The sequence below is a fragment of the Modestobacter sp. VKM Ac-2983 genome (assembly GCF_026967885.1).
GTDB lineage: Bacteria > Actinomycetota > Actinomycetes > Mycobacteriales > Geodermatophilaceae > Modestobacter.
The window spans coordinates 140,300-160,131 of sequence record NZ_JAPVBK010000004.1 but is presented as its reverse complement, the minus strand read 5'-3'; the positions used below and the strand labels follow the sequence as shown (position 1 = coordinate 160,131).

16 protein-coding genes are annotated in these 19,832 nt (G+C 76.1%); 9 read left to right on the top strand and 7 right to left on the bottom strand.

The annotated features are described in order from the left end of the window. Nucleotides 1-34: 34 nt before the first annotated feature. Nucleotides 35-874, top strand: coding sequence for a hypothetical protein (locus tag O2W18_RS17915; protein WP_269188790.1), 840 nt, complete (start codon nucleotides 35-37; stop codon nucleotides 872-874). Next, nucleotides 871-1,197 (top strand): hypothetical protein, encoded by a 327-nt coding sequence (locus O2W18_RS17910; protein WP_269188789.1) that lies wholly within the window; start codon nucleotides 871-873, stop codon nucleotides 1,195-1,197. The genes O2W18_RS17915 and O2W18_RS17910 overlap by 4 nt, the downstream gene beginning before the upstream one ends. A gap of 9 nt (nucleotides 1,198-1,206) precedes the next feature. Here O2W18_RS17910 and O2W18_RS17905 read toward each other — a convergent pair whose 3' ends face one another. The 3 genes from O2W18_RS17905 to O2W18_RS17895 all read right to left on the bottom strand — a co-directional run bounded on the left by O2W18_RS17905 (nucleotide 1,207) and on the right by O2W18_RS17895 (nucleotide 6,143). Then, a complete protein-coding gene (locus O2W18_RS17905) occupies nucleotides 1,207-3,087 on the bottom strand; it encodes a SpoIIE family protein phosphatase (protein WP_331254086.1) in 1,881 nt (626 codons plus the stop codon). Between the two features lie 91 nt (nucleotides 3,088-3,178). After that, nucleotides 3,179-4,891, bottom strand: coding sequence for a protein kinase domain-containing protein (locus O2W18_RS17900; protein ID WP_269188787.1), 1,713 nt, complete (start codon nucleotides 4,889-4,891; stop codon nucleotides 3,179-3,181). Between the two features lie 148 nt (nucleotides 4,892-5,039). Beyond that, complete coding sequence (locus O2W18_RS17895) at nucleotides 5,040-6,143, bottom strand: glycerate kinase (protein WP_269188786.1); 1,104 nt, start codon at nucleotides 6,141-6,143, stop codon at nucleotides 5,040-5,042. 184 nt (nucleotides 6,144-6,327) lie between these two features. On the opposite strand from O2W18_RS17895, the gene O2W18_RS17890 reads away from it, so the two are divergent. Next, nucleotides 6,328-6,741: a hypothetical protein gene (locus tag O2W18_RS17890; protein WP_269188785.1), complete on the top strand. Its 414-nt coding sequence runs from the start codon at nucleotides 6,328-6,330 to the stop codon at nucleotides 6,739-6,741. 420 nt (nucleotides 6,742-7,161) lie between these two features. Then, nucleotides 7,162-7,560, top strand: a complete 399-nt coding sequence (locus O2W18_RS17885; protein ID WP_269188784.1) for a hypothetical protein — start codon at nucleotides 7,162-7,164, stop codon at nucleotides 7,558-7,560. On the opposite strand, the gene O2W18_RS17880 is transcribed toward O2W18_RS17885, so the two are convergent. From O2W18_RS17880 to O2W18_RS17870, 3 genes are all read right to left on the bottom strand, one after another. Next, nucleotides 7,540-9,087: a dynamin family protein gene (locus O2W18_RS17880; protein WP_269188783.1), complete on the bottom strand. Its 1,548-nt coding sequence runs from the start codon at nucleotides 9,085-9,087 to the stop codon at nucleotides 7,540-7,542. The two genes, O2W18_RS17885 and O2W18_RS17880, sit on opposite strands and share 21 nt — an antisense overlap. Next, on the bottom strand, nucleotides 9,084-10,919 hold the full coding sequence (locus tag O2W18_RS17875) for a dynamin family protein (RefSeq protein ID WP_269188782.1): 1,836 nt from the start codon (nucleotides 10,917-10,919) through the stop codon (nucleotides 9,084-9,086). Before O2W18_RS17875 ends, O2W18_RS17880 begins: the two co-directional genes overlap by 4 nt. 158 nt (nucleotides 10,920-11,077) lie before the next feature. Beyond that, nucleotides 11,078-12,412: an IniB N-terminal domain-containing protein gene (locus tag O2W18_RS17870; protein ID WP_269188781.1), complete on the bottom strand. Its 1,335-nt coding sequence runs from the start codon at nucleotides 12,410-12,412 to the stop codon at nucleotides 11,078-11,080. Between the two features lie 271 nt (nucleotides 12,413-12,683). Between O2W18_RS17870 and O2W18_RS17865 the strand changes: the two genes are divergently transcribed. The 4 genes from O2W18_RS17865 to O2W18_RS17850 all read left to right on the top strand — a co-directional run bounded on the left by O2W18_RS17865 (nucleotide 12,684) and on the right by O2W18_RS17850 (nucleotide 19,082). Then, a complete protein-coding gene (locus O2W18_RS17865) occupies nucleotides 12,684-14,705 on the top strand; it encodes an Hsp70 family protein (RefSeq protein ID WP_269188780.1) in 2,022 nt (673 codons plus the stop codon). A gap of 29 nt (nucleotides 14,706-14,734) precedes the next feature. Beyond that, the gene (locus O2W18_RS17860) at nucleotides 14,735-17,311 is read left to right on the top strand and encodes a helix-turn-helix transcriptional regulator (protein WP_269188779.1); all 2,577 of its coding nucleotides are present in this window, start codon (nucleotides 14,735-14,737) and stop codon (nucleotides 17,309-17,311) included. A 99-nt stretch (nucleotides 17,312-17,410) separates the two neighbouring features. Further along, on the top strand, nucleotides 17,411-18,271 hold the full coding sequence (locus O2W18_RS17855) for a 3-hydroxyacyl-CoA dehydrogenase family protein (RefSeq protein WP_269188778.1): 861 nt from the start codon (nucleotides 17,411-17,413) through the stop codon (nucleotides 18,269-18,271). Nucleotides 18,272-18,281: 10 nt separating this feature from the next. After that, nucleotides 18,282-19,082 (top strand): enoyl-CoA hydratase-related protein, encoded by an 801-nt coding sequence (locus O2W18_RS17850; RefSeq protein ID WP_269188777.1) that lies wholly within the window; start codon nucleotides 18,282-18,284, stop codon nucleotides 19,080-19,082. Between the two features lie 21 nt (nucleotides 19,083-19,103). Here the strand turns inward: O2W18_RS17850 and O2W18_RS17845 are convergent, their stop codons facing one another. After that, a complete protein-coding gene (locus O2W18_RS17845; RefSeq protein ID WP_269188776.1) occupies nucleotides 19,104-19,316 on the bottom strand; it encodes a hypothetical protein in 213 nt (70 codons plus the stop codon). 64 nt (nucleotides 19,317-19,380) lie between these two features. On the opposite strand from O2W18_RS17845, the gene O2W18_RS17840 reads away from it, so the two are divergent. Next, nucleotides 19,381-19,800, top strand: coding sequence for a hypothetical protein (locus tag O2W18_RS17840; RefSeq protein ID WP_269188775.1), 420 nt, complete (start codon nucleotides 19,381-19,383; stop codon nucleotides 19,798-19,800). The last annotated feature ends 32 nt before the right edge of the window (nucleotides 19,801-19,832 follow it).

The window sequence follows — 19,832 nt, the reverse complement described above, 5'->3', positions numbered from 1 at the left end:
GCCAGCGCCTCGGCGCACCCCACGAGGAGGACACGTGAGCCAGCCGCACCCACCGATCCCCGAACCGCAGCCGCAGCCGGGCTCGGCGCCGACCGGTGCGACCCGGGACCCCGGCGACGAGCAGGCCGGGGACCAGCACGCCACCACCGAGCACCCGGCCACCGAGCCCCCGGTCACCGACCCGACCGAGGACCCCCGCACCCAGTCGATCCTGCTGCCGCCCAGCCAGCGCCAGACGGTGGAGCCGGAGCAGCCGGACGCCGGGGAGCACGGCAGCCACCCCCCGTACCAGCCCTCCTACGACCCGCCGACCGGCACCCACCGGACCGGTCCGGTCGACGTCGTCCCCGGCTTCACGCCCACCCCGCCGCCGGTCCCGGGGCCGGCCACCACCCCGGGCACCGCGCCCGGCGTCCCCTCCGCGGGCCAGCAGGGTGGCGGCTCCTCGTCGTCCTCGGTCCGCTCCCGGCTCGCCGCGGTCCGCTCGCCGGGCCGCCCCGGCACCGAGCTGGTGGCCCTCGCACTCGGCGTCCTCGGGATCGCGCTGGTCCAGCTGGGGCTGGCCCTCGACTTCGGCAACCAGTCGCTGTGGGACGTCGTGCCGACCTGGTCCACCTTCGCCACCGTCGCCACCCTGGTCGCACTCGCGCCCTCGGTCGCCGCCCTGGCCGGCCGTGGCGCATCCGCCCGGACGGCGTGGCGGGTCGGTGTCGGCGGCCTGGTCGCGCTCGCCGCCTTCTGGGTGCTGGTCGCCCTCCCGCTGGCCGTCAGCGACCGTGGCTTCTGGCTCACCGCCGCCCTGGCCGCCACGGGCGCCGCGGTGGCCCTGCTGCGCGGAGCGCACGTGGCCCTGGCCCCGGGCCGCACCGAGTGACCGCGGGCCGCGGCTGGTTCCTCGGCGCCGCGGCGCTCGCCCTCGCCTCGCTCGGGCTGCCGTGGGCCGGGCAGCTGTCCGGCGCCGGGCACCCGGCGCGGGTCGCCGTCCTCGCCGCCCTGGCCCTGGCCGTGGTGGGGCTGCGCCGCGGGGAGGACCGGTGGCTCACCGCAGCGCTCGCCGCCGCCGGGGTCGGGCTGCTGATCGGGGGGCTCGACGCGTCGTCCGGCCGGATGGCGCTGGCCGGGGCGGCGGTGTGCCTGGTGCTCGGCTGCCGGGCCGCCGGACACCGCCTCGTCCCGGCCCGGGGCACGGCGGGCTGAGCGCCGGCGCTACCCGCGCACCCGCACCGCCAGCACCGCGACGTCGTCCTCCACCGCCCCCTCGAGCGCCCCGAGCAGCCGGTCGCACAGCTCCTCCAGCGGGAGGTGCGCCCACCGGGCGAGCTCCTCGGCCAGCCAGTCGATGCCGTCGTCCAGCACCGCGCCCCGTCGTTCCACGAGCCCGTCGGTGTAGAGCACGACCGTCGACCCGGGCACGAGCAGCTGAGCGTGGTCGCAGCGCCGGAAGGACGGGTCGACGCCCAGCAGCAGGTCCGGCGCGCGCTCCAGCACGGTCACCGTGCCGTCGGGGTCGATCAGCAGCGGTGGCGGGTGCCCGGCGTTGCTCCAGCGCAGCAGCCGGCCGCCGGCCCCGGCCTCCTCGACCGTGGCCAGGACGCCGGTGGCGAGGGCGGTCACCTGGAGGTCCTCCAGCGCCCGGTCCAGCGCGCCGAGCACCGCCCCCGGGGAGTCCCGGCGGCTGTGGGCGACCCCCCGCAGCACGTTGCGGACCTGGGCCATCGCCGCCGCAGCGTGGCGGTCGTGCCCGGTGACGTCACCGATCACCAGCGCGAGCCGGCCGTCGCCCAGCAGGAAGGCGTCGTACCAGTCCCCGCCGACCTGGGCCAGCGACGCGGCCGGCAGGTACCGGACGGCGACCTGCAGGTGCTCGGTCTCCGGTGGCTCGGTGAGCAGGCTGCGCTGCAGGGCCTCCGCCATGCCCTCGACGACGGCGTGCTGGGCACGTTCGTCGGCCCGGGCGCGGATCCGTTCCAGCGCCTGCGCCGACTGACCGGCCAGCGCGAGCAGCAGCTGGATGTCGCCCTGGTCCAGGGTCGCCGGGCGCGTCCAGCCGACGCTCAGCGACCCGATCCGGCGGGAGCCGCTCTCCAGTGGCACCGCCGCCCAGGCCTGGACCCCGGTCTCCGCGGCCAGCCGGGCCAGCTGGGGGGAGAACCGGTCGGTGGCCGCGCGGTCGGGCAACAGCACCCGTTCCCCGGTGCGGGCTGCGACGCAGCTGGGGTAGGGGCCGTCCAGGGACAGCACCGTGTCCGGCCCGACGCCGACCGGGGCGATCCCGTCGGTGAGCACCAACCGCAGGTTGTGCTCCCCGTCGCAGACCCCGATCGCGCCGCCGTGGGCGCCCAGCGCCACCAGGCCGCGCTCGTTGACCACCCGGGCCAGGTCGTCGAGCGTCTCGGCCCGGCCCAGGGCCAGGGCGACGCCGGAGAGGGCAGCCAGCCGGCGCGCCGCGTCGGCCTCGGCCTGCCGGGCGGCGCGCAGTTCGGCGCCCCGGGCGAACAGGTCGCTCTCCACCTCCAGCACCCGGCGGTGCCAGCGCCGCCCCCGGCCGCTGGGGTGGTCGGACATCGCCTGCTGACGCACGTAGTCGGTGATGTCCTCCGCTCGCTGGAGCAGGTGCCGGCAGCGCCCGGCGTCGTCCAGCACCGGGACGCTGATCAGGCTCCAGAAGTGCTTGGCGAAGCCGCCGGACCCGTCCGGGATGTCGAACTCCTGGACCGGCAGGGTGTGCGGCCGGCAGGTGTCCCGGGCGCGCTCGAGGGACGCGCGGATGCGGCTGGCGCCGTCCGTGGCGGTCGCGTCGGGGTTGCCGGGGAACGCCTCGAAGACCGGCCGCCCGATCAGCTCGTCGCGGGTCCGCCCGGTGGTGGCCAGGTAGGCCGGGTTGGCGTCGGCGATGACCAGCTCGGGCGTGAGCACCAGGTAGGGGGTGGGCATCGCGGCGAACAGCGCTGCGTGGTCGGGCGCTGCCGGCTCGTCGGGCAGTGCTGGGTGGTTCGGCCGTGCCGACTGACCGCCGCCCGCGCCGGCGCCGCCGGCTGGCCCCTCGGTGCCGGTCGGGTGGTCTGGCCCGTTCGCGCGCGCGCCCACGACCCCTCACGCCCCCCACGGCCACCGCCTCGACGGACCGGGCCTGTGATCGGGAACATACCGGCGTGGGACCCGCTGGGGGCTTCCTGGCTCAGCCCCTTGCGGGGTTGCCGTTCCCGTTGCTGTTCCCGTTCGCGTTCCCCGGGCCGTTGCCGTTGCCGGCGGGGAGGGTGGGCGTCCCGGTGCCGGAGGAGCCGGGCGTGTCGTCGGCGTCGTCCTCGCCCTCGGCGTCCTCGTCGGTGCCGTCGTCCTCGTCGGTGGTGTCGTCCTCCCCGGTGCCGTCGTCCCCGGTCGACTCCTCCGGGTCGGCCGAGTCGGTGGGCTCGGCCTCTGTCGACTCCTCCTCGTCGCTCTCACCCGTCGGCGACCCACTGGGCGTCGGGGTGACGGCCGGGGTCGGGGACGGCGTGGGTGTGGGGGTCGGGGCGGGGACCGGCTGCTGGACCACGGCGTCGACCGGCCGTTCCCGGGTCGGCCGGACCGGCGCCGGGGTGTCACTGGGGGCGACCGCGTAGCTGACCAACACCGACTCGCCCGCCCGGAGCTCGGTCGCCAGCGGCGCCACGTCGACGACCGTGCCCGGCTCGGCGGAGTCGGTCTCCGTGGGCTGGACCTCGACGACCAGGTCGAGGACCTCCAGCTGGGCGCGGACGGCGTCGACCGGGCGGCCCAGGTAGTCCTCGGCGTCCAGGACCACGGTCGCCGGTGAGGCCACGACCTCCCCCGGGACCTCCACCGCTGCGGCGATCGGGGTGGTCCCGGTCGGGGCGAGGGCCTGCAGCACGACGGCGGCCAGGCCCGCCCCGACCAGCAGCGCGACGAGTGGGACCAGCAGTCGGCCGAGGCCGGACCGTGGCGCGGGACGGCGGGTGGCGGGCTCGCCGGCCGAGGACGCACCGGCCAGCGCGGCGGCGTCCGGCAGCAGCCAGAAGCTCTGGGTGTCGGTGCGCTGCACCGCGGGCAGCTCGCGCCCGGCGAGCACCTCGTCGATCGCCGCGACGACGGCCGCACCGTCGGGGTAGCGCTGGGCAGGGTCCTTGACGACAGCGCACTCCACCAGCCGCCGCACGCCCTGCGGGAGCTCCGCCGGGAGCGGGTCCGGCTGGTCGCGGAGGTGGCGCAGCGCGATGGTCACCGAGTTGTCGCCGTCGAAGGCGCGCCGGCCCGTCAGGCACTCGTAGCCGACCATGCCGAGGGCGTAGACGTCGCTGGCCGGAGTGGCGTGCGCGCCCGCGGCCTGCTCCGGGGAGAGGTAGGAGGCCGTGCCGACCACCTGGCCGGTCTGGGTGAGCGGGACGCTCCCCGCCGACCAGGCGATGCCGAAGTCGGTGATCTTGATCGTGCCGTCCCAGCGGACCAGCACGTTGCCCGGCTTGACGTCCCGGTGGACCACCCCGGCTGCGTGTGCGGCGGCCAGCGCGGAGGCGGTCTGCCGGAGCACGTCGAGCGTGCGGTCCGGCGTCAGGCTCCCCTCCCGGGCCAGCACGGTCGACAGCGACTGGCCCTCGACCAGCTCCATGACCAGGTAGGCCAGGTGCTCGCCCGACCCGTCGACCGCCGGCTCCTCGCCGTAGTCGTAGACCGCGGCGATGTTCGGGTGGCTCAGCGCAGCCGCGTGGTGGGCCTCGGCCCGGAAGCGGGCGAGGAACAGCTCGTCGCCGGTGTACTCACTGCGCAGCACCTTGACCGCGACGGCCCGGCCCAGCAGCTCGTCGTGCGCGCGCCATACCTGGCCCATGCCACCGGAGGCCAGCAGGGTCCCCAACTCGTAGCGGTTCCCGAGGCTCTTCCTCGCGGGCTCCACCACCGTGCGCCGTCCCCTCGTCCTGCCTCGTCATCGGATGCGCCCCCAGCCGGCCGGCGCTGGCGACTGGACACACCGACGGCCTGGATGCCCCGCCCTGGCGTTCGTAAACCCGCCCACGGCCGGATTCTCGGCCACCGCCGTAACGTCAGGTCGAGACGGACTGTTCCCGCGCCAGCTGCTCCCCCGCCGTCGCCAGCCAGTGCGCGGGCTCGGCCATGGCGGCCGCGACGGAGCCGGCCAGTTCGGTGAGCGAGAGCGCACGGGACACCGGCAGCCCCTCTGCTGCCACGACGCGGCCGGCGACCACCGCGACCGGCACCTCCGCGCCCTCCGCCCGGTCGACCAGGTCGCCGACCACCTTGCCGCGCAGCGACTGGGCGTCGAACTGCCCCTCCCCGGTCACCACCAGCGCCGCGCCCCGCAGGGCCTCGTCCAGGCCGGCGGCGGCGGCCACCGCCTGCGCACCGCTGACGAACTCCGCCCCCCAGCAGACCGCGAAGCCGTACGCGGTGCCGCCGGCCGCGCCGGCCCCCGGCGCCTCCCGGTCACCACCGAGCAGGTCGGCCAGCCGGGCCAGGCCCGCGTCCAGCTCGGTCACCTGCCCGGGGTCCGCGCCCTTCTGCGGCCCGAACTGGCCGGCGGCGCCCAGCGGCCCCAGCAGCGGCGCGGTGACGTCGACCAGGCACTGCACGCCGCCGACCGGCGGCGGGGTCAGCTCGGTCAGGTCGACCCGGGCCAGCCGGCACAGGGCGCCACCACCCGGGGGCAGCTCGGCACCATCGGCGTCCAGGAACCGCGCGCCGAGGGCGGTCAGCGCACCGGTGCCGCCGTCGGTGGTGGCCGAACCCCCCAGGGTCAGCATCACCCGGTGCACGGCCGGGTCGACGACGACGGCGGCCAGCAGCTGCCCCAGCCCCCGGGTCGTCGCACCGAGCGGGTCGGGCCGGTCCAGCAGCGGCAGCCCGGCAGCCCGGGCCATCTCCACCACCGCCGTCCCGTCCGGGAGGAGCAGCCAGGCCGCGTCCACCGCACGCCCGTCCGGCCCGGTCACCGGCGCGCTGCGCCAGCAGCCGGCGGGCAGGTCGTGCCCGAGCGCCTCGAGGGTGCCCTCGCCGCCGTCGGCGAGCGGGACGGTGAGCAGCTCGTCCTGCGGCCGTACCCGGCGCCAGCCCTCGGCCAGCGCCTCCGCGGCCGCCGCCGCGCCGAGCGTGCCCTTGAACGAGTCGGGGGCGATCACCACCCGGGTCACCCTCGGTCACCGTCGTCGTCGCAGCACATGACGGGCAGCCTCGCCGCTGCCGGGGGCGGGCGGCAAGCCGGGTGGGTCAGGTGGCCGAGAAAAGTGCCGCCAGCCGGTGCCGATCGGCCTGGGAGCTGCCGAGGAGGACCGCGACGGCCGCTCGCGCAAGCCCACGACCAGGAGTACAGGTCCGATGATCGGTGCCACGTCCACGTCCGCCACCCCGGCCCGAGCCCTGCGGCCGGTCACGATGCGCGCCGCCGCCCCGGCGCGCTGGCGGCGGAACGCACTCGCCGCGCTCACCGCCGAGGACCGCGCGCTGCTCGCCGAGGCGACCGGCGTCCAGCTGACCGCGGACGGCGAGCGGGCCGACGGTCGCTCACTCGTGCCGGCGCTGGCCACCGCCGTCGCCCGGGACCGCCTGACCGGGCAGCTGCCGGCCGGCCGGCCGATCACCCGCGCCTACCTGGAGCAGACGTGGGCGGCGCTGCCCCTGGGCCCCGCGTCGGCGGGGACGATCCGGGACATCACCGCGCTCCTGGACGTGCTGGCCCGGCACGGCGTGCAGCACCCCGAGGCGCAGCAGCCCCTCGCCCTGCCGGCCTGAGCGCACCCGGTCTGAGCCACCGGCTCGGCAACCGACGGTCCGGCCCCACCGGTCGTCGGCGCCCCGTTGCCCAGGACCACCCGGTCACCCAGCGCACTCCTACGCTCACTCGATGGTGATCGCACCCGGCTTGCCCACCCGGCACGCCCGGCCGGCCACGCCTGCTGCCGACCCCGGGTGCGACGCTCGCGACCCGACTGCAGCCGACGACGGTCGGCCGGGCGAGGAGGGTCCATGACAGAGGCGGACACCGGCGGGACCCGATCGGCGGCCCGGCCGCCGGGGACCAGCGGGCGGCGCCCGCCGCCCCGGCCTCCACTGACCAGTGACCTCCGGCCACCCAGCCCCCACGTGGTGCCACCGGCACCCTGGACGGTCCGGGCCGCGGCGTGGTGCTGGGTCGCTGCAGCCCTCGCCGGCGTGATCGGACTCATCGCGGCTGCCCTCGACCTGGCCGGGCTGCGGCAGCGGTTGCTCGACTCGGCGGCAGCAGCCGACCCCGCCACGGACCAGGAACTGCTCCGGGAGGGGGTGGACACCACGGTGCTGGCGGTGGTGGGCCCGCTGGCCGTGCTCACCGTCCTCGGACTCGCCGCTCTGCTCCTCTACCTGCGCCGTCGGTCGATCTGGTCACGGGTGCTCCTGGTCCTCGGCCTGCTCACCGTCGCGGCCGACGTGCTGGCGCACGACCTGCTCGCCGGTGGACCCGACGTCGACCGTTCCGCGGTGCTCGTCCAGGCCGGGCTGGTCACGGTGGGCCTGGCGCTGCTGTTCCTCCCCCGACCCTCGCGGGACTGGTCACGGGAGCCGCGCGGCTGAGTCGAGGTCGGAGCCCGGCTCGTCGTCCACGGGACCACCGAGCTGGGTCAGCAGCGCCTCCACCTCCCGGACCAGGACGTCGGCAGCGTCGACCGTGGCCCGCCGAGCCAGCGGATCGGTCACCAGGGCCTGCCACCGTGCCACCGCTGTCCCGGCGGCGACCCGCAGCTGGGCGGCGGTCGAGTCCGGCGGCAGGCCCAGTCGGGCCGCGGCGCTCGACCCGTGGGCACCGAGCAGTCGTTCGGCCTCCTGCCGGACGTCCGGGGCGAACGGGCTGTCCGACGCCCGTGTCCGCGCGAGGAGATCCAGCTCGAGCAGCTCCAGCGATGCGACCCGCACCCGTTCCAGCGACCGCCACAGCAGTCGGCTGCCGCTGACGGGCAGGCCCCGGAGCAGCCGCTCGAACAGGCGCAGCGCGGTGGCCGCCTTGAGCTGGTCGCCGCGCTCCGTGAACTGGACGGCCAGCAGCCGCTGCAGCTCGGCCAGGCCGCTCCGCACGACCAGCTGATCGGCGAGCGTCGGGCCGTCGGTCACCCCGGTGCGCAGGAGCGCCACGGCCATGCGGACGCCGAAGAGCCCGAACCGTTCCAGCAGTCCGCTGCGCACCTCCGCGGAGAGGTCGACCGGCACCTCCGGACGGCGGAACCGGTCTGCGGTGAGCAGCATCGTCTCCACGTCCGAACGGTCCGCCCGGGCCAAGGACCGGAACGCCACGAAGTCACCGTGCCGCATCGTCCGACCCCCCAGGGCCATCAGCCCAGCGACCGGCAACACGGTGGCGCTCAGTGCCCGCACCGCGGGCAGGTCCGCCGTCCGCCGGGCCAGCTGGCCGGCCGCGATCAGCGCGTCCAGTTGGCCGCCGCCGGCGTCGTCGGCACGGGACAGCACCGACAGCGTCGTCGTCGGCAGGCCGCCGCAGGCCTGCTGCACCGTGGCGAGGAAGGCCAGGTCGGCGGGTTGGAACTGGCGGGTCAGGAAGAGGACCGCGTCAGCTCCGGACACCTGGTCACCGGCGTCCAGGAACGCCTCCGTGCGGGCGCTGTTCTCCACCGACAGGGACGAGATCCCCGGGGTGTCGATGAGCGTCGCCGTCCCCAGGCCGGCCGCCGGCCAGTCCACCACCAGCCGCTCCACCTGCTCGACGGCTGCGTCGGCCAGCTCGAGCCGCAGCTCGCCGCGGTACCGGCGGACCGGCAGGGGACGGCGACGACCGTCGGTGCCGTGCATGACCACCCGGGGCACCGGCCCCCGCTGGTACCAGGTCACCACCCGGGTGCACTCGCCCGCGTCGGTCGGGGCGATCCGCTCACCCACCAACGCGTTGAGCAGCGTGGACTTCCCGGCCTTGACCCGGCCCGCCAGCGCCACCCGCAACGGCTCGTCGAGTCGTTCCCGCGAGGCGCGCAACCGGGAGACCGCGGCCGGCACGTCCTGGTAGACCTCCAGCGCCTCGTCCAGCAGGTGCCGGACGTCCTCGGCCAGCCCCCGACCGGGCGCGGGCCGGACCGGGACCGGGACCGGGGTCATGCCGCCGTCACCCGGTCCCGGGCCAGCCGGTCGACCTCCGCGGAGAGCCGGTCGACCTCCGCCAGCCGGCCCTGCAGCTCCCGGATCCGGGCGGCCCGGTCGGCGGTGGCCGTCTTGGCCACGCGCTGCGCCGTGCGGTGCGTCTCCGCCAGCGTGCGGGACATCTCCTCGACCGTGTCCGTGATCAGGTCACGCAGGGTGCGCTGCACGTACCGGAGCCGGTCCTTGAGCTGCTTGCCCACGTGGAACACGACCTCGTCGAGGTGCCGCCGCACCGCTGCCTTGGCCTCGGCCTCGCGACGTTGCCGTCGCACCACCTTGTCGTCGCGATAGGCCTTGCTGCCGATGACCAGCCCGACCCCCAGCGAGATCGGGTTGATCAGCGCCATCCCCGCCAGGCTGGTGACCAGCCCGGTCATCAGCACCCCGCTGTAGGAACCGCGCATCCCGATCAGCACCCGCTGCGACACCTTGAGCTCGCCACGGTCGATGTCGGTCAGCTCCACCAGTGCCCCCAGCGCCTCACCGCCGTCCCCCAGGTCCAGCTCGGGCAGGGTGCCGCCGCCGTCGCGGGTGAACTGCTCCACCACCTGGGCCGCCAGCCACTCCGACCGCTGGGTCGCCCAGACGAAGCTGTCGGCCACCGCGACGGCGACCCGGCGGTCCAGCCAGTCCGCGACGTCGTCCCACAACGGACCAGGGTCGTGCGCGTCGATCGCGTCGTCCGCCTCCCGGGTGACCACCCGTGCCCGGTCCCGCAGGTCGTAGTCGATGTCGGCCATCAGGTCGGTCACCCCGTCGCCCAGCACCTGCTGCCATCGCGAGGAGCGGCGGCGCAGGTCCTCCACCGCTGCCCGGGCGCCCTCCAGCTCGGCGACGATCTGCTCCCCCCGTGCCGGGTCCTGCAGCCCGGCCAGCTCGCTGCGCAGCCCCAGGGCCAGCTGGCCGGCGACCGACCGGAGGTCGTGCGCCAGCGAGCGGCGGGCCAGGGCCTCGGCCCGGTCCACCACCTCGCGGCGCAGGTGGGCGGCGAGCGCGCCGACGCCGGACTCCTCGTGCAGCTCGCGGTCGCGCCGCTGGACCGCGAGCACCTCGAGCACCGAGGACACGGGCAGCACCGGCGCGGCCACGTCCGCATCCGCCAGGTGCCCCCGGTCCAGCTCGGCGATCCGCCGCCACTCCGGGCAGGCGTCGGTCTTGGTGAGGACGCAGACCACGGTCGGGCACAGCGCAGCTGCCTGCCGCAGGAAGGTCATCTCCGGCGCGGTGAACTCCTGCGACGCGTCGGTGACCAGCAGGACCGCATCGGCGCTGGGCAGCAGCTCGAGCGTGGCCAGGTCCGACCCGGTGCCCACCCCACCGACGCCCGCGGTGTCCACCAGCTCCAGCCCCCCGCTGAGCAGCCGCCGAGGCAGCTCGACCTCGGCCCGCACCAACGACCGGCCGCGCTCAGCGACCGCGTCGGCACCGGCCTCCGCTGCGCTCTCGGACAGCTCGGACACCGGCACCGGCACCCGTTCGAGCGGCGCATCGGCTTGATCGGCGCCGTCAGGACGGTCGGCGTACACCAGCGCCGCCCCGGCCGTGGCCCCCTCCCGGACGACGGTCGGCACCCGGGTCGGCGTCCCCGGGCCGACGGCACAGACCGGCGCCCCCACCAGGGCGTTGACCAACGTGCTCTTGCCCTGGCCCGGTTCCCCCACCACGAGGACCCGCACCGTGGGGCTCTGCGTGCGCCGCTTGGCCGCCGCCAGTCGGCGCTCGAGGTCTGGTCGTTCGCAGAGGACCGTCACGGCCAGCAGCCCGTCCAGCAGCTCGATCGGTGTCGCCACGCCCCACCCCCGGTCCTGCGGCCACGCTGCCGCACGTGCACCGTCCCACCCCGGACGGTCGGCCGCCCGACCGCGCCGCTCGCTGTCTCCAGAGAGCGCGGGGCCGGGCAGCCTCCCGTCCGTCCCGGCGGCGGGTGCGCCGCCGCCGGGACCCCAGCTCATGCCACGTCAGGTTCGGTGACGGCCAGCGAGTCGTCCACCGCCACCGCGTTCTCGGAGAAGTTGTCGCTGAAGCTGTCGTCGACGGAGTTGTCCACGGACTCGTCCAGGTCCCCGCCGGCGCTGCCGTCGCCGATCACGACGTCGTCGACCTCGACGTCCACGTCCGTGGAGTTGTCCGAGTTGTCGTTGAACGAGTCGTCGACGGCCACGTCGGTGGAGTTGTCGTTCAGCGAGTCGTTCACCGAGTTGTCGTTGAGCGAGTCGTTGACCGAGTTGTCGTTGTTCGAGTCGTTGACCGAGTTGTCGGAGTTGTCGTTCAGCGAGTCGTTCACCGAGTTGTCGGAGTTGTCGGAGTTGTCGTTGTTCGAGTCGTTCACCGAGTTGTCGGAGTTGTCGTTGAACGAGTCGTCGACGTCCACGTCGGTGGAGTTGTCGGTGGCGTTCCCGACCGAGTTGGAGTCACCGACGACGTTGCCGTCACCGACCACGACGTCGTCGGTGACGAGGGAGACGTCCGTGTCGACGTCGTCGCCGTGCTGGATGTCCCCGCCGGCCAGGTTGTTGCCGTTCAGCGAGTCGGTGACGTCGACGTCGACGGCGTTGTCGCTGTTGTCCGAGTTGTCGTTGTTCGAGTCGTTCACCGAGTTGTCGACCGTGTTGCCCTCGCCGACGGCGTTGCCGTTGCCCTCCACGGTGTTGCCGGAGTTCTCGACGTCCACGTCGGTGTTGTGGGAGTCCTCGGTGTTGTAGGAGCCGTCGGTGTTGAGCGAGTCGTCGAGGACGACGCTGGTGTTCGTGCTGTTGTCGGTGCTGTTGTCCAGCGCCACGTCCAGGTCGTCACCGGCCACCATGCTGCCGCCGGTGGCGACCACGATGTCCTCGCCGAACACCTGGTAGACGTCCTCGCCGGCCCAGACGCTGTGCGATGCGTCGATGGTCGTGGTCGACGTGTAGGTGTAGTTGCTCTGGATGTACTTGATGTGCTCGACCGCGGGGGCACCCTCTGCGACCGGCCTGTGGTCACCGCCGTGGTGCTCCGGCTTGTGGTCGTCGTCGCACGATCCGGAGTCCGGCTGCGGTGCGGGGTGGGGAGCGGTGGGCGCGGGCTGGTGACCGGACGGCGCGGCGTGGGCGATGCCGACCGCACCGACACCCACCGGCGCGAAGTCCGCGAGCATCGGCATCACCGCGTCCACGTCGGCGACGGACACGTCGTCCAGCCCCGCCGAGGCGAGGGCCCCCTCGGGGTCGGCCTCGAACTGCTGGGCTGCAGCCGGGTCGCGCAGCAGGTCGATGATGAAGTCGAGCAGCGAACTCGCGAGAGTGGTCATGGCGTCCTCCTGGGGCCCGCGCCGAACGCCGTCGTCCGGCTGCTGTGGCCAGTGAAGGGCCCGGGACCCTCATCGCTCATCGGGTGCCAGCCCCCCATCGCGCGCCCCCCGATGGGGGTTGGTCGGTGACTCAGCGTTGGGGGATCCGGGGAGTCGCCACCTGGATCCGTCATCTCCCGCATCAGCCGCCTCAGCTGTTTCGCCGACCGTCGCTGAGGGTTACGTTCTGCCCGGCAGGGCAGCGTTGCCGTTGTCGCGAACGGGGGGCTCCATGGTGCCGGTCGGTCAGACGCTCGGGATCGACATCGGCGACGAGACCGTGGTCGCCGCGATCTCCACCCCCGACGGCGAGGACCGCTGGGTCCGGCTCGTCCGGCCTGCTGGGACCGTCGCCGTCCCGGGCCTCGTGGGCCCGGTCGACGAGCCCCCGGCTCACCTCCCGGTCGGGTCCGCCCTCCGCCGGGTGGGCGCATCGGCACCGATGTACGTCGACGGCCGGCTCGTCTCCCCCGCCGCCGCCGTCGCAGCGCTGGCTCTGCAGGTGGTCGAGCACGCGACCCGCGCGGAGGGCTCGGCCCCCGCCCGCACGGTGCTGACCGTCCCGCCCAGCTGGGGCGAGCACCGGCGCGACCTGCTGACTGCTGCCCTGGGGGCCGCCGGACTCCACGACTGCAGCCTGGAGTCCTCCTCCGTCGCGGTCCTCCGGCACCACCTGGGCACGGACGGGGTGCCCACCGGTGTGCCCGTCGTCGTCGTCGACGTCGGCGCCAGCACAGCCGACATCGCCGTGCTCCGGACGGCGACGGACCACCGGATCGAGACCGTTGCCGTGCCGCCTCCCCCGGTCGCCTGGGGCGGGCGCGACCTCGACGACGCGGTGGTGCAGCTGGTCCTCGACTGTCTGGCGACCGAGGACGCGGCTGGGCAGCAGGGGCCCGACCCGACAGCGGCCGAGCTCAGGGCCGCCTGCGTGCTGGCCAAGGAGTCGCTGTCCACCGACCCCGTCGCCTGTGTCGAGCTCCCCGGGCCGGGTGGTCCCGTCTCGTTCCGGCTGGTCCGGGAGGACCTGGACGAGGTGGTCGCGGAGCAGGTGCAGGTCCTCGTCGATGCGGTGCGCCGGGCGGTGGCCGATGCGGACCTGGACGTGGCCGACGTCGGTGCGGTGCTGCTGGCCGGGGGGACCGCCGCGGTGCCCCTCCTGTCCGAGACGCTCTCCGGCGACCTGGGACGACCGGTGGTGGTCGGCAGCGACCCCTCCTCCAGCGCCGCCCTCGGGGCCGCCGAGCTGGCCAGGGACCTCGCGGCGGCCGACCAGGAGACTCGTGGTGGTGTCGGCGACCCACCCGGCGCACCGACCACGGCCGTGGCCGAGCCGCTCGCGCGGCCGACACGGCAGCGGGCCGTGCGAGCCGCCACGGGCCCGTCCTCCCGGGGGCGGAGACCGGTGGCCGATCGGCCGCCCGTGCGGTCGGGCGCCCGGCAGCCGGCACTGGACGGCCGACGGCACGTGGCCCGCGTCGGTGTGGTGCTGGCCTCCTTCGCGGCCATCGTGCTGGCGGTGGCCGCCACGGTCTCGGCCGGCTGGACCGCCGGGGGCAGGACCGATGCCGCTGCCCGCACCCCGGACGCGGGGCAGACAGCAGTCCAGCAGCGGACCGACGGTCCGCAGGTCGATCCCCGACCACCGGGCCGCAGCCAGACCGCAGGGACCCGGCTCTCCCCGGCCGGTGCCGGCGGGCGAGCCGGCCAGCCGGGCGACCGCGATCCGGGGAGCCCAGACCGGACGTCGCCCGGTGACCGCAGCCCGAGAGCCACGGACGCCCAGTCGTCCCCGGCCGCCGGTACCGCGACCGGGGGTGCGTCCACGACCGGTCCGCAGGACGGCCTCGTCCCGGTCACCGGGCCGGCCGCCACTCCCGACAGTCCCTCGACCGCCGCGAACACGCCGGACCAGCCGGACGCGGCTCCGTCCGCAGTGCCGCCGACCAGCAGCCCGCCCTCCAGCACCCCGCCCTCCAGCACCCCACCCTCCCCCTCGGACCCAGCGCCCACCACCACGAGCGGGACGCCCCCGCCCTCCCCGACGGACCCGCCCCCCACGACGCCCAGCGAGCCGCCCCTCCCCTCACCGACGGACCCACCCCCCACGACCCCGAGCGAGCCGCCCCCGCCCTCCCCGACGGACCCGCCGCCCACGACCCCGCCGGCCACGGATGGGGCACCGGCGGACCAGGCGCCCCCGCCGGCCGACGAGCCCGCCGGGGCAGCCGACGCGGCACCGGGTCAGGGATGACGGTCGCGTTGGCCTCCCCCGCTCGTCAGGTGACGCACCGGGTCCGGACGATGCGCGCGGTGGCCGGTCGGGTGCTGCCGCCCGGGGGCGGCCGACCGCTCCCCTCCGTTGCCGTGCAGGGGCCCGGTGGCACCGGGAAGACGGTGCTCCTGGCCGAGCTCGCGGCCGCGTACCGAGCCGCCGGGGTGCCGGTGGTCGACGCACACAGCGCACCGCCGGTGACCGCGGTACCCGCGAGCGGCAGCGTCGCCAGCGGCGACGTCACCAGCGAGGTGGCCGTCGTCGTCGACGACGGCCATCGACTGAGCCCGGGGACCTGCCGGCGCCTGCGGGACCTCGTGGTCTCGGGTCGGACGCCGGTCACCCTCGCCTACCGGCCCTGGCCACACGGACCGGAGCTGACCTCGCTGCTCGACGCGATGGGCCCGGACCGGCACCTGGTCGTGCTGGGCCATCTGGACGCCGACGAGGTCCAGGAGTGGGCGGCGGCGGAGCTGGGCCCGGCAGCCACCCCGGGAGTGGTCGCCTTCGTCGCCCACCAGACGGGTGGCCTGCCCAGCCTCGTGGCCCAGCTGCTCCGGTCGCTGACCCCGGGCCGCCCGGACGGGGGGCCGACGGTGCCGGCGGACGTGCTCGACGGCGTCCGCGCCAACCTGGTGGCCCTGGACGAGTCGGACCGGGCCCTGCTGCACGCGCTCGCCGTCGGCACCCCACTGGACAGCGAGGTGCTCGGGGACGTGCTCGAGCTGCCGTCCCGGGAGTGTGCCGACCTCGTGACCCGGGCACGTGGCGGCGGGCTGTTGCTCCCCGGCGGGGACGTCGTCCCGCTGGTCCACCGGGTCCTGCTCGACCTGACCCCCGCCGACATCACCCGGCAGATCCGCCGCCGGTTGCTCGGCGCCCTGCTGGACCGGGGAGAGGACGCCCTGCCCGTCGCCCGGGGCCTCGCCGCGGACGGTGTGCGCGACCCACGCGCGGCGGAGGTCCTGGCGGCACAGGGCACCAGCGCGCTGAGGGCCGACCCGGAGCTGGCCGTCCAGCTGCTCGCGGACGCGGCGGCCACCGGTGCACCGGTCACCGGGCTGGCCGCCCGCCGCGCCACCGCGGCCGCGCTGGTGGGTGACCTCGACGGGGCGCTGCAGTGGGCCGACCGCGCGCTCCACGACGAGTCCCTCCCGGACCGTGCCCGGGCGGCGGCCGTGTCCGCGGCGGTGCTCGCCCGCCGGGGGATGCTCACCCGCAGCGCGGAGCTGTGCCGGCTCGCCGGCCCGGAGCACGCCGGGTCGACGGCGCTCGCGCTCCTCGCCCTGGGGGACGCCACCGCCGCGGCCGCCCACCTGGGTGCCGAGGAGGGGCCGACCAGCCACCGCGGCGCCACCATGGTCGCCGGCGCCGAGCACCTCATGGCCGAGGGCGTGCTGCAGTCCGTGCGGCCGGCTGCCTCCGCCAGCGACGTCTCCGAGGCCCTGTCCACCCTCACCCGCGCGGCGACGCTGCTCGAGCCGGTCGGCCGAGGCGTCCTGCTGCTGGACACCCCCGCGGCGCTGGCAGCGCTCCTCGCCCTGCACAGCGGGGAGCTGACGGCGGCCGAGTCGGTCCTCGACCGCGCCCTGGGGGCCGACGTCGGCGGCCCACCGTGCCGGCCGCGGCACCTGCTGCTGCAGGCCTGGACGGCGATGCTGCGCGGGGCCGAGGCCAGCGCGCGGGCGCTGGCGGCGCGGGCCCGGGCCGAGGCCGGCGCCGCACTCGAGCCACGGGATGAGCTCTTCCTGCGTGCCCTGCTGGTCGGACTGGCCCGGCGCGCCAGCGACGCCCCGGCGCTCAGCACCGCCTGGGAACGAGCGCGCCAGGCGGTCCTGCGCCATCCGGTCGACCTGTTCACGCTCCTCCCGCTGGGTGAGCTCGTGGTCGCCGGCGCCCGGTTGGCCGATGCCGATCGGCTGGCCCCCCACCTGGCACAGGCGCAGGCGCTGCTCGCCCGGCTGGGCCAGCCGCCCGTCTGGTCGGCACCGCTGCACTGGAGCGCGGCACAGGCCGCGATCCTCACCGACGACCCCGCGGCGCTGGAACCGCACGCCACTGCCCTGGTGGCTGCCGCCCGCACGAGCCCTTATGCGGCGACCGTCGCCACCGCCGGGCGCTGCTGGGTGCGGCTGCTCGCCGGTCAGGTCGACGCCCCCGGGGTGGTCGCCGCGGCGACCGGGCTGGCCGGGGTGGGGCTGGCCTGGGACGGCTCCCGGCTGGCCGGGCAGGCCGCGGCCCGCGCCGTCGACGCCCGAGACCGGACCGACCTGTTGCACTGTGCCCGGGACCTCGCGACCGGGGAGGCCCCCGGTGCGGCACCCGCCGGCCGGCGGACGGGCGACGCCGCCCCACCCTCCCGGGCCATCGCCGGGCCCTCGGCGCAGCCGGCGCTCAGCCAGCGGGAACGGGACGTCGCCGAGCTGGTCGTGGCCGGGCAGACGTACCGGGAGATCGGGGGACGACTGTTCATCTCCCCGAAGACGGTGGAGCACCACGTGTCCCGGATGCGGCAGCGCCTGGGCGCGACCACCCGGTCGGACCTGTTGACCCGGCTGCGCGCCGAGTTGGCCCAGCACTCCTGAACCGCCCGCCCGGCGGGTGTGCATGATGGGCGCGCGGTCCGCGACCTCCACGCCGGCAACGGGGCCCGGCGGTTCGGGACCACCGAGGAGACGGTGTCGATGAGCCAGGTCCCGGACCAGGTCGGGGTGATCGGCGGCGGCCGGATGGGGGCCGGGATCGCCCAGGCGTTCCTGGCCGCCGGCGCGCGGGTCGAGGTGGTCGAGGCCGGGGACGAGGCAGCCGAGGCCGCCCGCGGCCGGGTGTCGGCCGGGCTCGAGGAGGCCGCCCGGCGCGGCAAGCTCACCGGCGAGGTCGCCGAGGCCCTCGGCCGGCTCACCCTGGTCGACTCCCCCACCGCGCTGACCCCCGACGCCGGCCTGGTCGTGGAGGCGGTGCCCGAGCGGACGGACCTCAAGGTCGCCGTGCTGGTCGCCGCGGAGGCCGTGCTGGGGCCCGACGCCGTCCTGGCGACGAACACCTCCTCCCTCTCGGTCACCGAGCTGGCCGCCGCGCTGCAGCGGCCGGCGCGCTTCCTGGGCCTGCACTTCTTCAACCCGGTGCCGGCCTCGAAGCTGGTCGAGGTGGTCGTCGCCCCGGAGACCGACGCGGACGTCGTGGTGGCCGCCCGGGACTGGGTGCGCGCCCTGGGCAAGGCCGACGTGGTGGTCCGCGACTCCCCCGGCTTCGCGTCGTCCCGGCTGGGCGTGCTGCTCGGGCTGGAGGCGATCCGGATGCTGGAGGAGGGCGTAGCCGACGCCGCAGCGATCGACGCCGCGATGGAGCTGGGCTACCGGCACCCGATGGGCCCGCTGCGCTCGACCGACCTCGTCGGCCTGGACGTGCGGCTGGCGATCGCCGAGTACCTGGCCAGCACCCTGGGCGAGCGCTTCACCCCACCACAGCTGCTGCGTGACAAGGTGGCCGCCGGCGAGCTCGGCCGCAAGACCGGCCGCGGCTTCCACGACTACACAGAGGACTGAGAGGACGACGATGTCCACACCCGGCTCCGAGCCCACCGTCACCCGTTCCGACGCCGACGGCGTCGCCACCCTGACCCTGCAGCGGCCGGCGCTGTCCCACCGGCTGCGGACCGAGCTGCTCGCCCACGTGCAGGACGTGGCCGCCGACGAGTCGGTGCGCGCGGTGCTGCTCACCGGCAGCGGCCGGGCCTTCTGCGTCGGCCAGGACCTCGCCGAGCACGTCGAGGAACTGCGCTCCGAGCGCCCGGACGCGCAGCCCTCGCTGTCGGTGGTCGAGGCCGAGTACAACCCGCTGGTGCTGGCGCTGGCCGGCCTGCGGGTGCCCCTCGTGGTGGGGGTCAACGGCGCCTGTGCCGGCGCGGGGCTGGGGATCGCGCTCGCCGGTGACCTGCGGGTCGCGGCCGCCGGCGCGAAGTTCACCACCGCGTTCGCCGGCATCGGGCTCTCCAGCGACTCGGCGCTGGCCTCCCGGCTGGTGCACTGCGTCGGCGGATCACGCGCCACCGAGCTGCTGCTGCTGCCCGAGCCGTTCCTCGCCGAGACCGCCGCCGAGTGGGGGCTGGTGCACCGCGTCGTCCCGGCCGCGGACGTGCTCGCCGAGGCGACCGCGCTCGCCACCCGGCTCGCCGCCGGGCCGACGCGGGCCTACCGGGCGATCAAGACGGTGCTGGCGACGGCGGCCACCGACAGCCTGGCGGACACCCTGGCGCTGGAGGCGAGCCTGCAGACCGGCCTGGGGGCGACCGCCGACCACCGGGAGGCCGTCGATGCGTTCCTGGGCAAGCGACCGGCGGTCTTCACCGGCCGCTGACCGGTTCCACGTGGAACTCTGCTAGCTGGCGGCGCAGGCGGGGCAGACGTCGGTGCCACGCACCGGCCAGCGCTCCTCGGTGCTGACCCGGGCCAGGGTGCCGCAGACGGTCAGCTCGCAGGCGCCGTCCAGGTCGGCCAGGGCCCGGTGCACCTCCACGGCGTGCCACAGCGCGGCGGTCGGCCCGTGCGCACGGCTGCGGGCGGCGGCGAACATGAGCGTCTGCGTGGTCACCTCTCGGTCGTCGGCAGCACCGGCCCGCCGGTGGAGGGGCTCCGTCGCCGGCTCACCCCATCGGATGACCGCGCCCGCTGCGGACGTGTGGCGCCGGCCGTGGCACCGTGCAGCGACGTCCCACCGCCTGGCGGGCACGGGCCCGCGGGGGCACGTGGTCGGGGCCGGTGACGCCGTCACCGCCGCGGGGTTCGAGGTCACCGTGCACGGGGAGTGGCACGCCATCGTCCACCACGGCGACGCACTCACCGTGCCCGAGGTGGCCGTCCCGACCCTGCTGCTGCCCGCGCACGCGCCCTGGTCCACGACCGCCGAGCTGATCGACTACCTGCGCGAGGTGCGCGCCGAGCGGGCACTCGCCGTGCACGACGGCCTGCTCAACGACACCGGCCTGGGTCTGGTCGCGGGCCTGCTCGGTGAGCGCGGCCCCGGCCAGCCGGTGCCCTACACCCGCCTGGCCCCCGGGGAGTCCGTCGCGGCGTGAGGTGCCTCGGGGGGCACCGGCACGGTGACCCG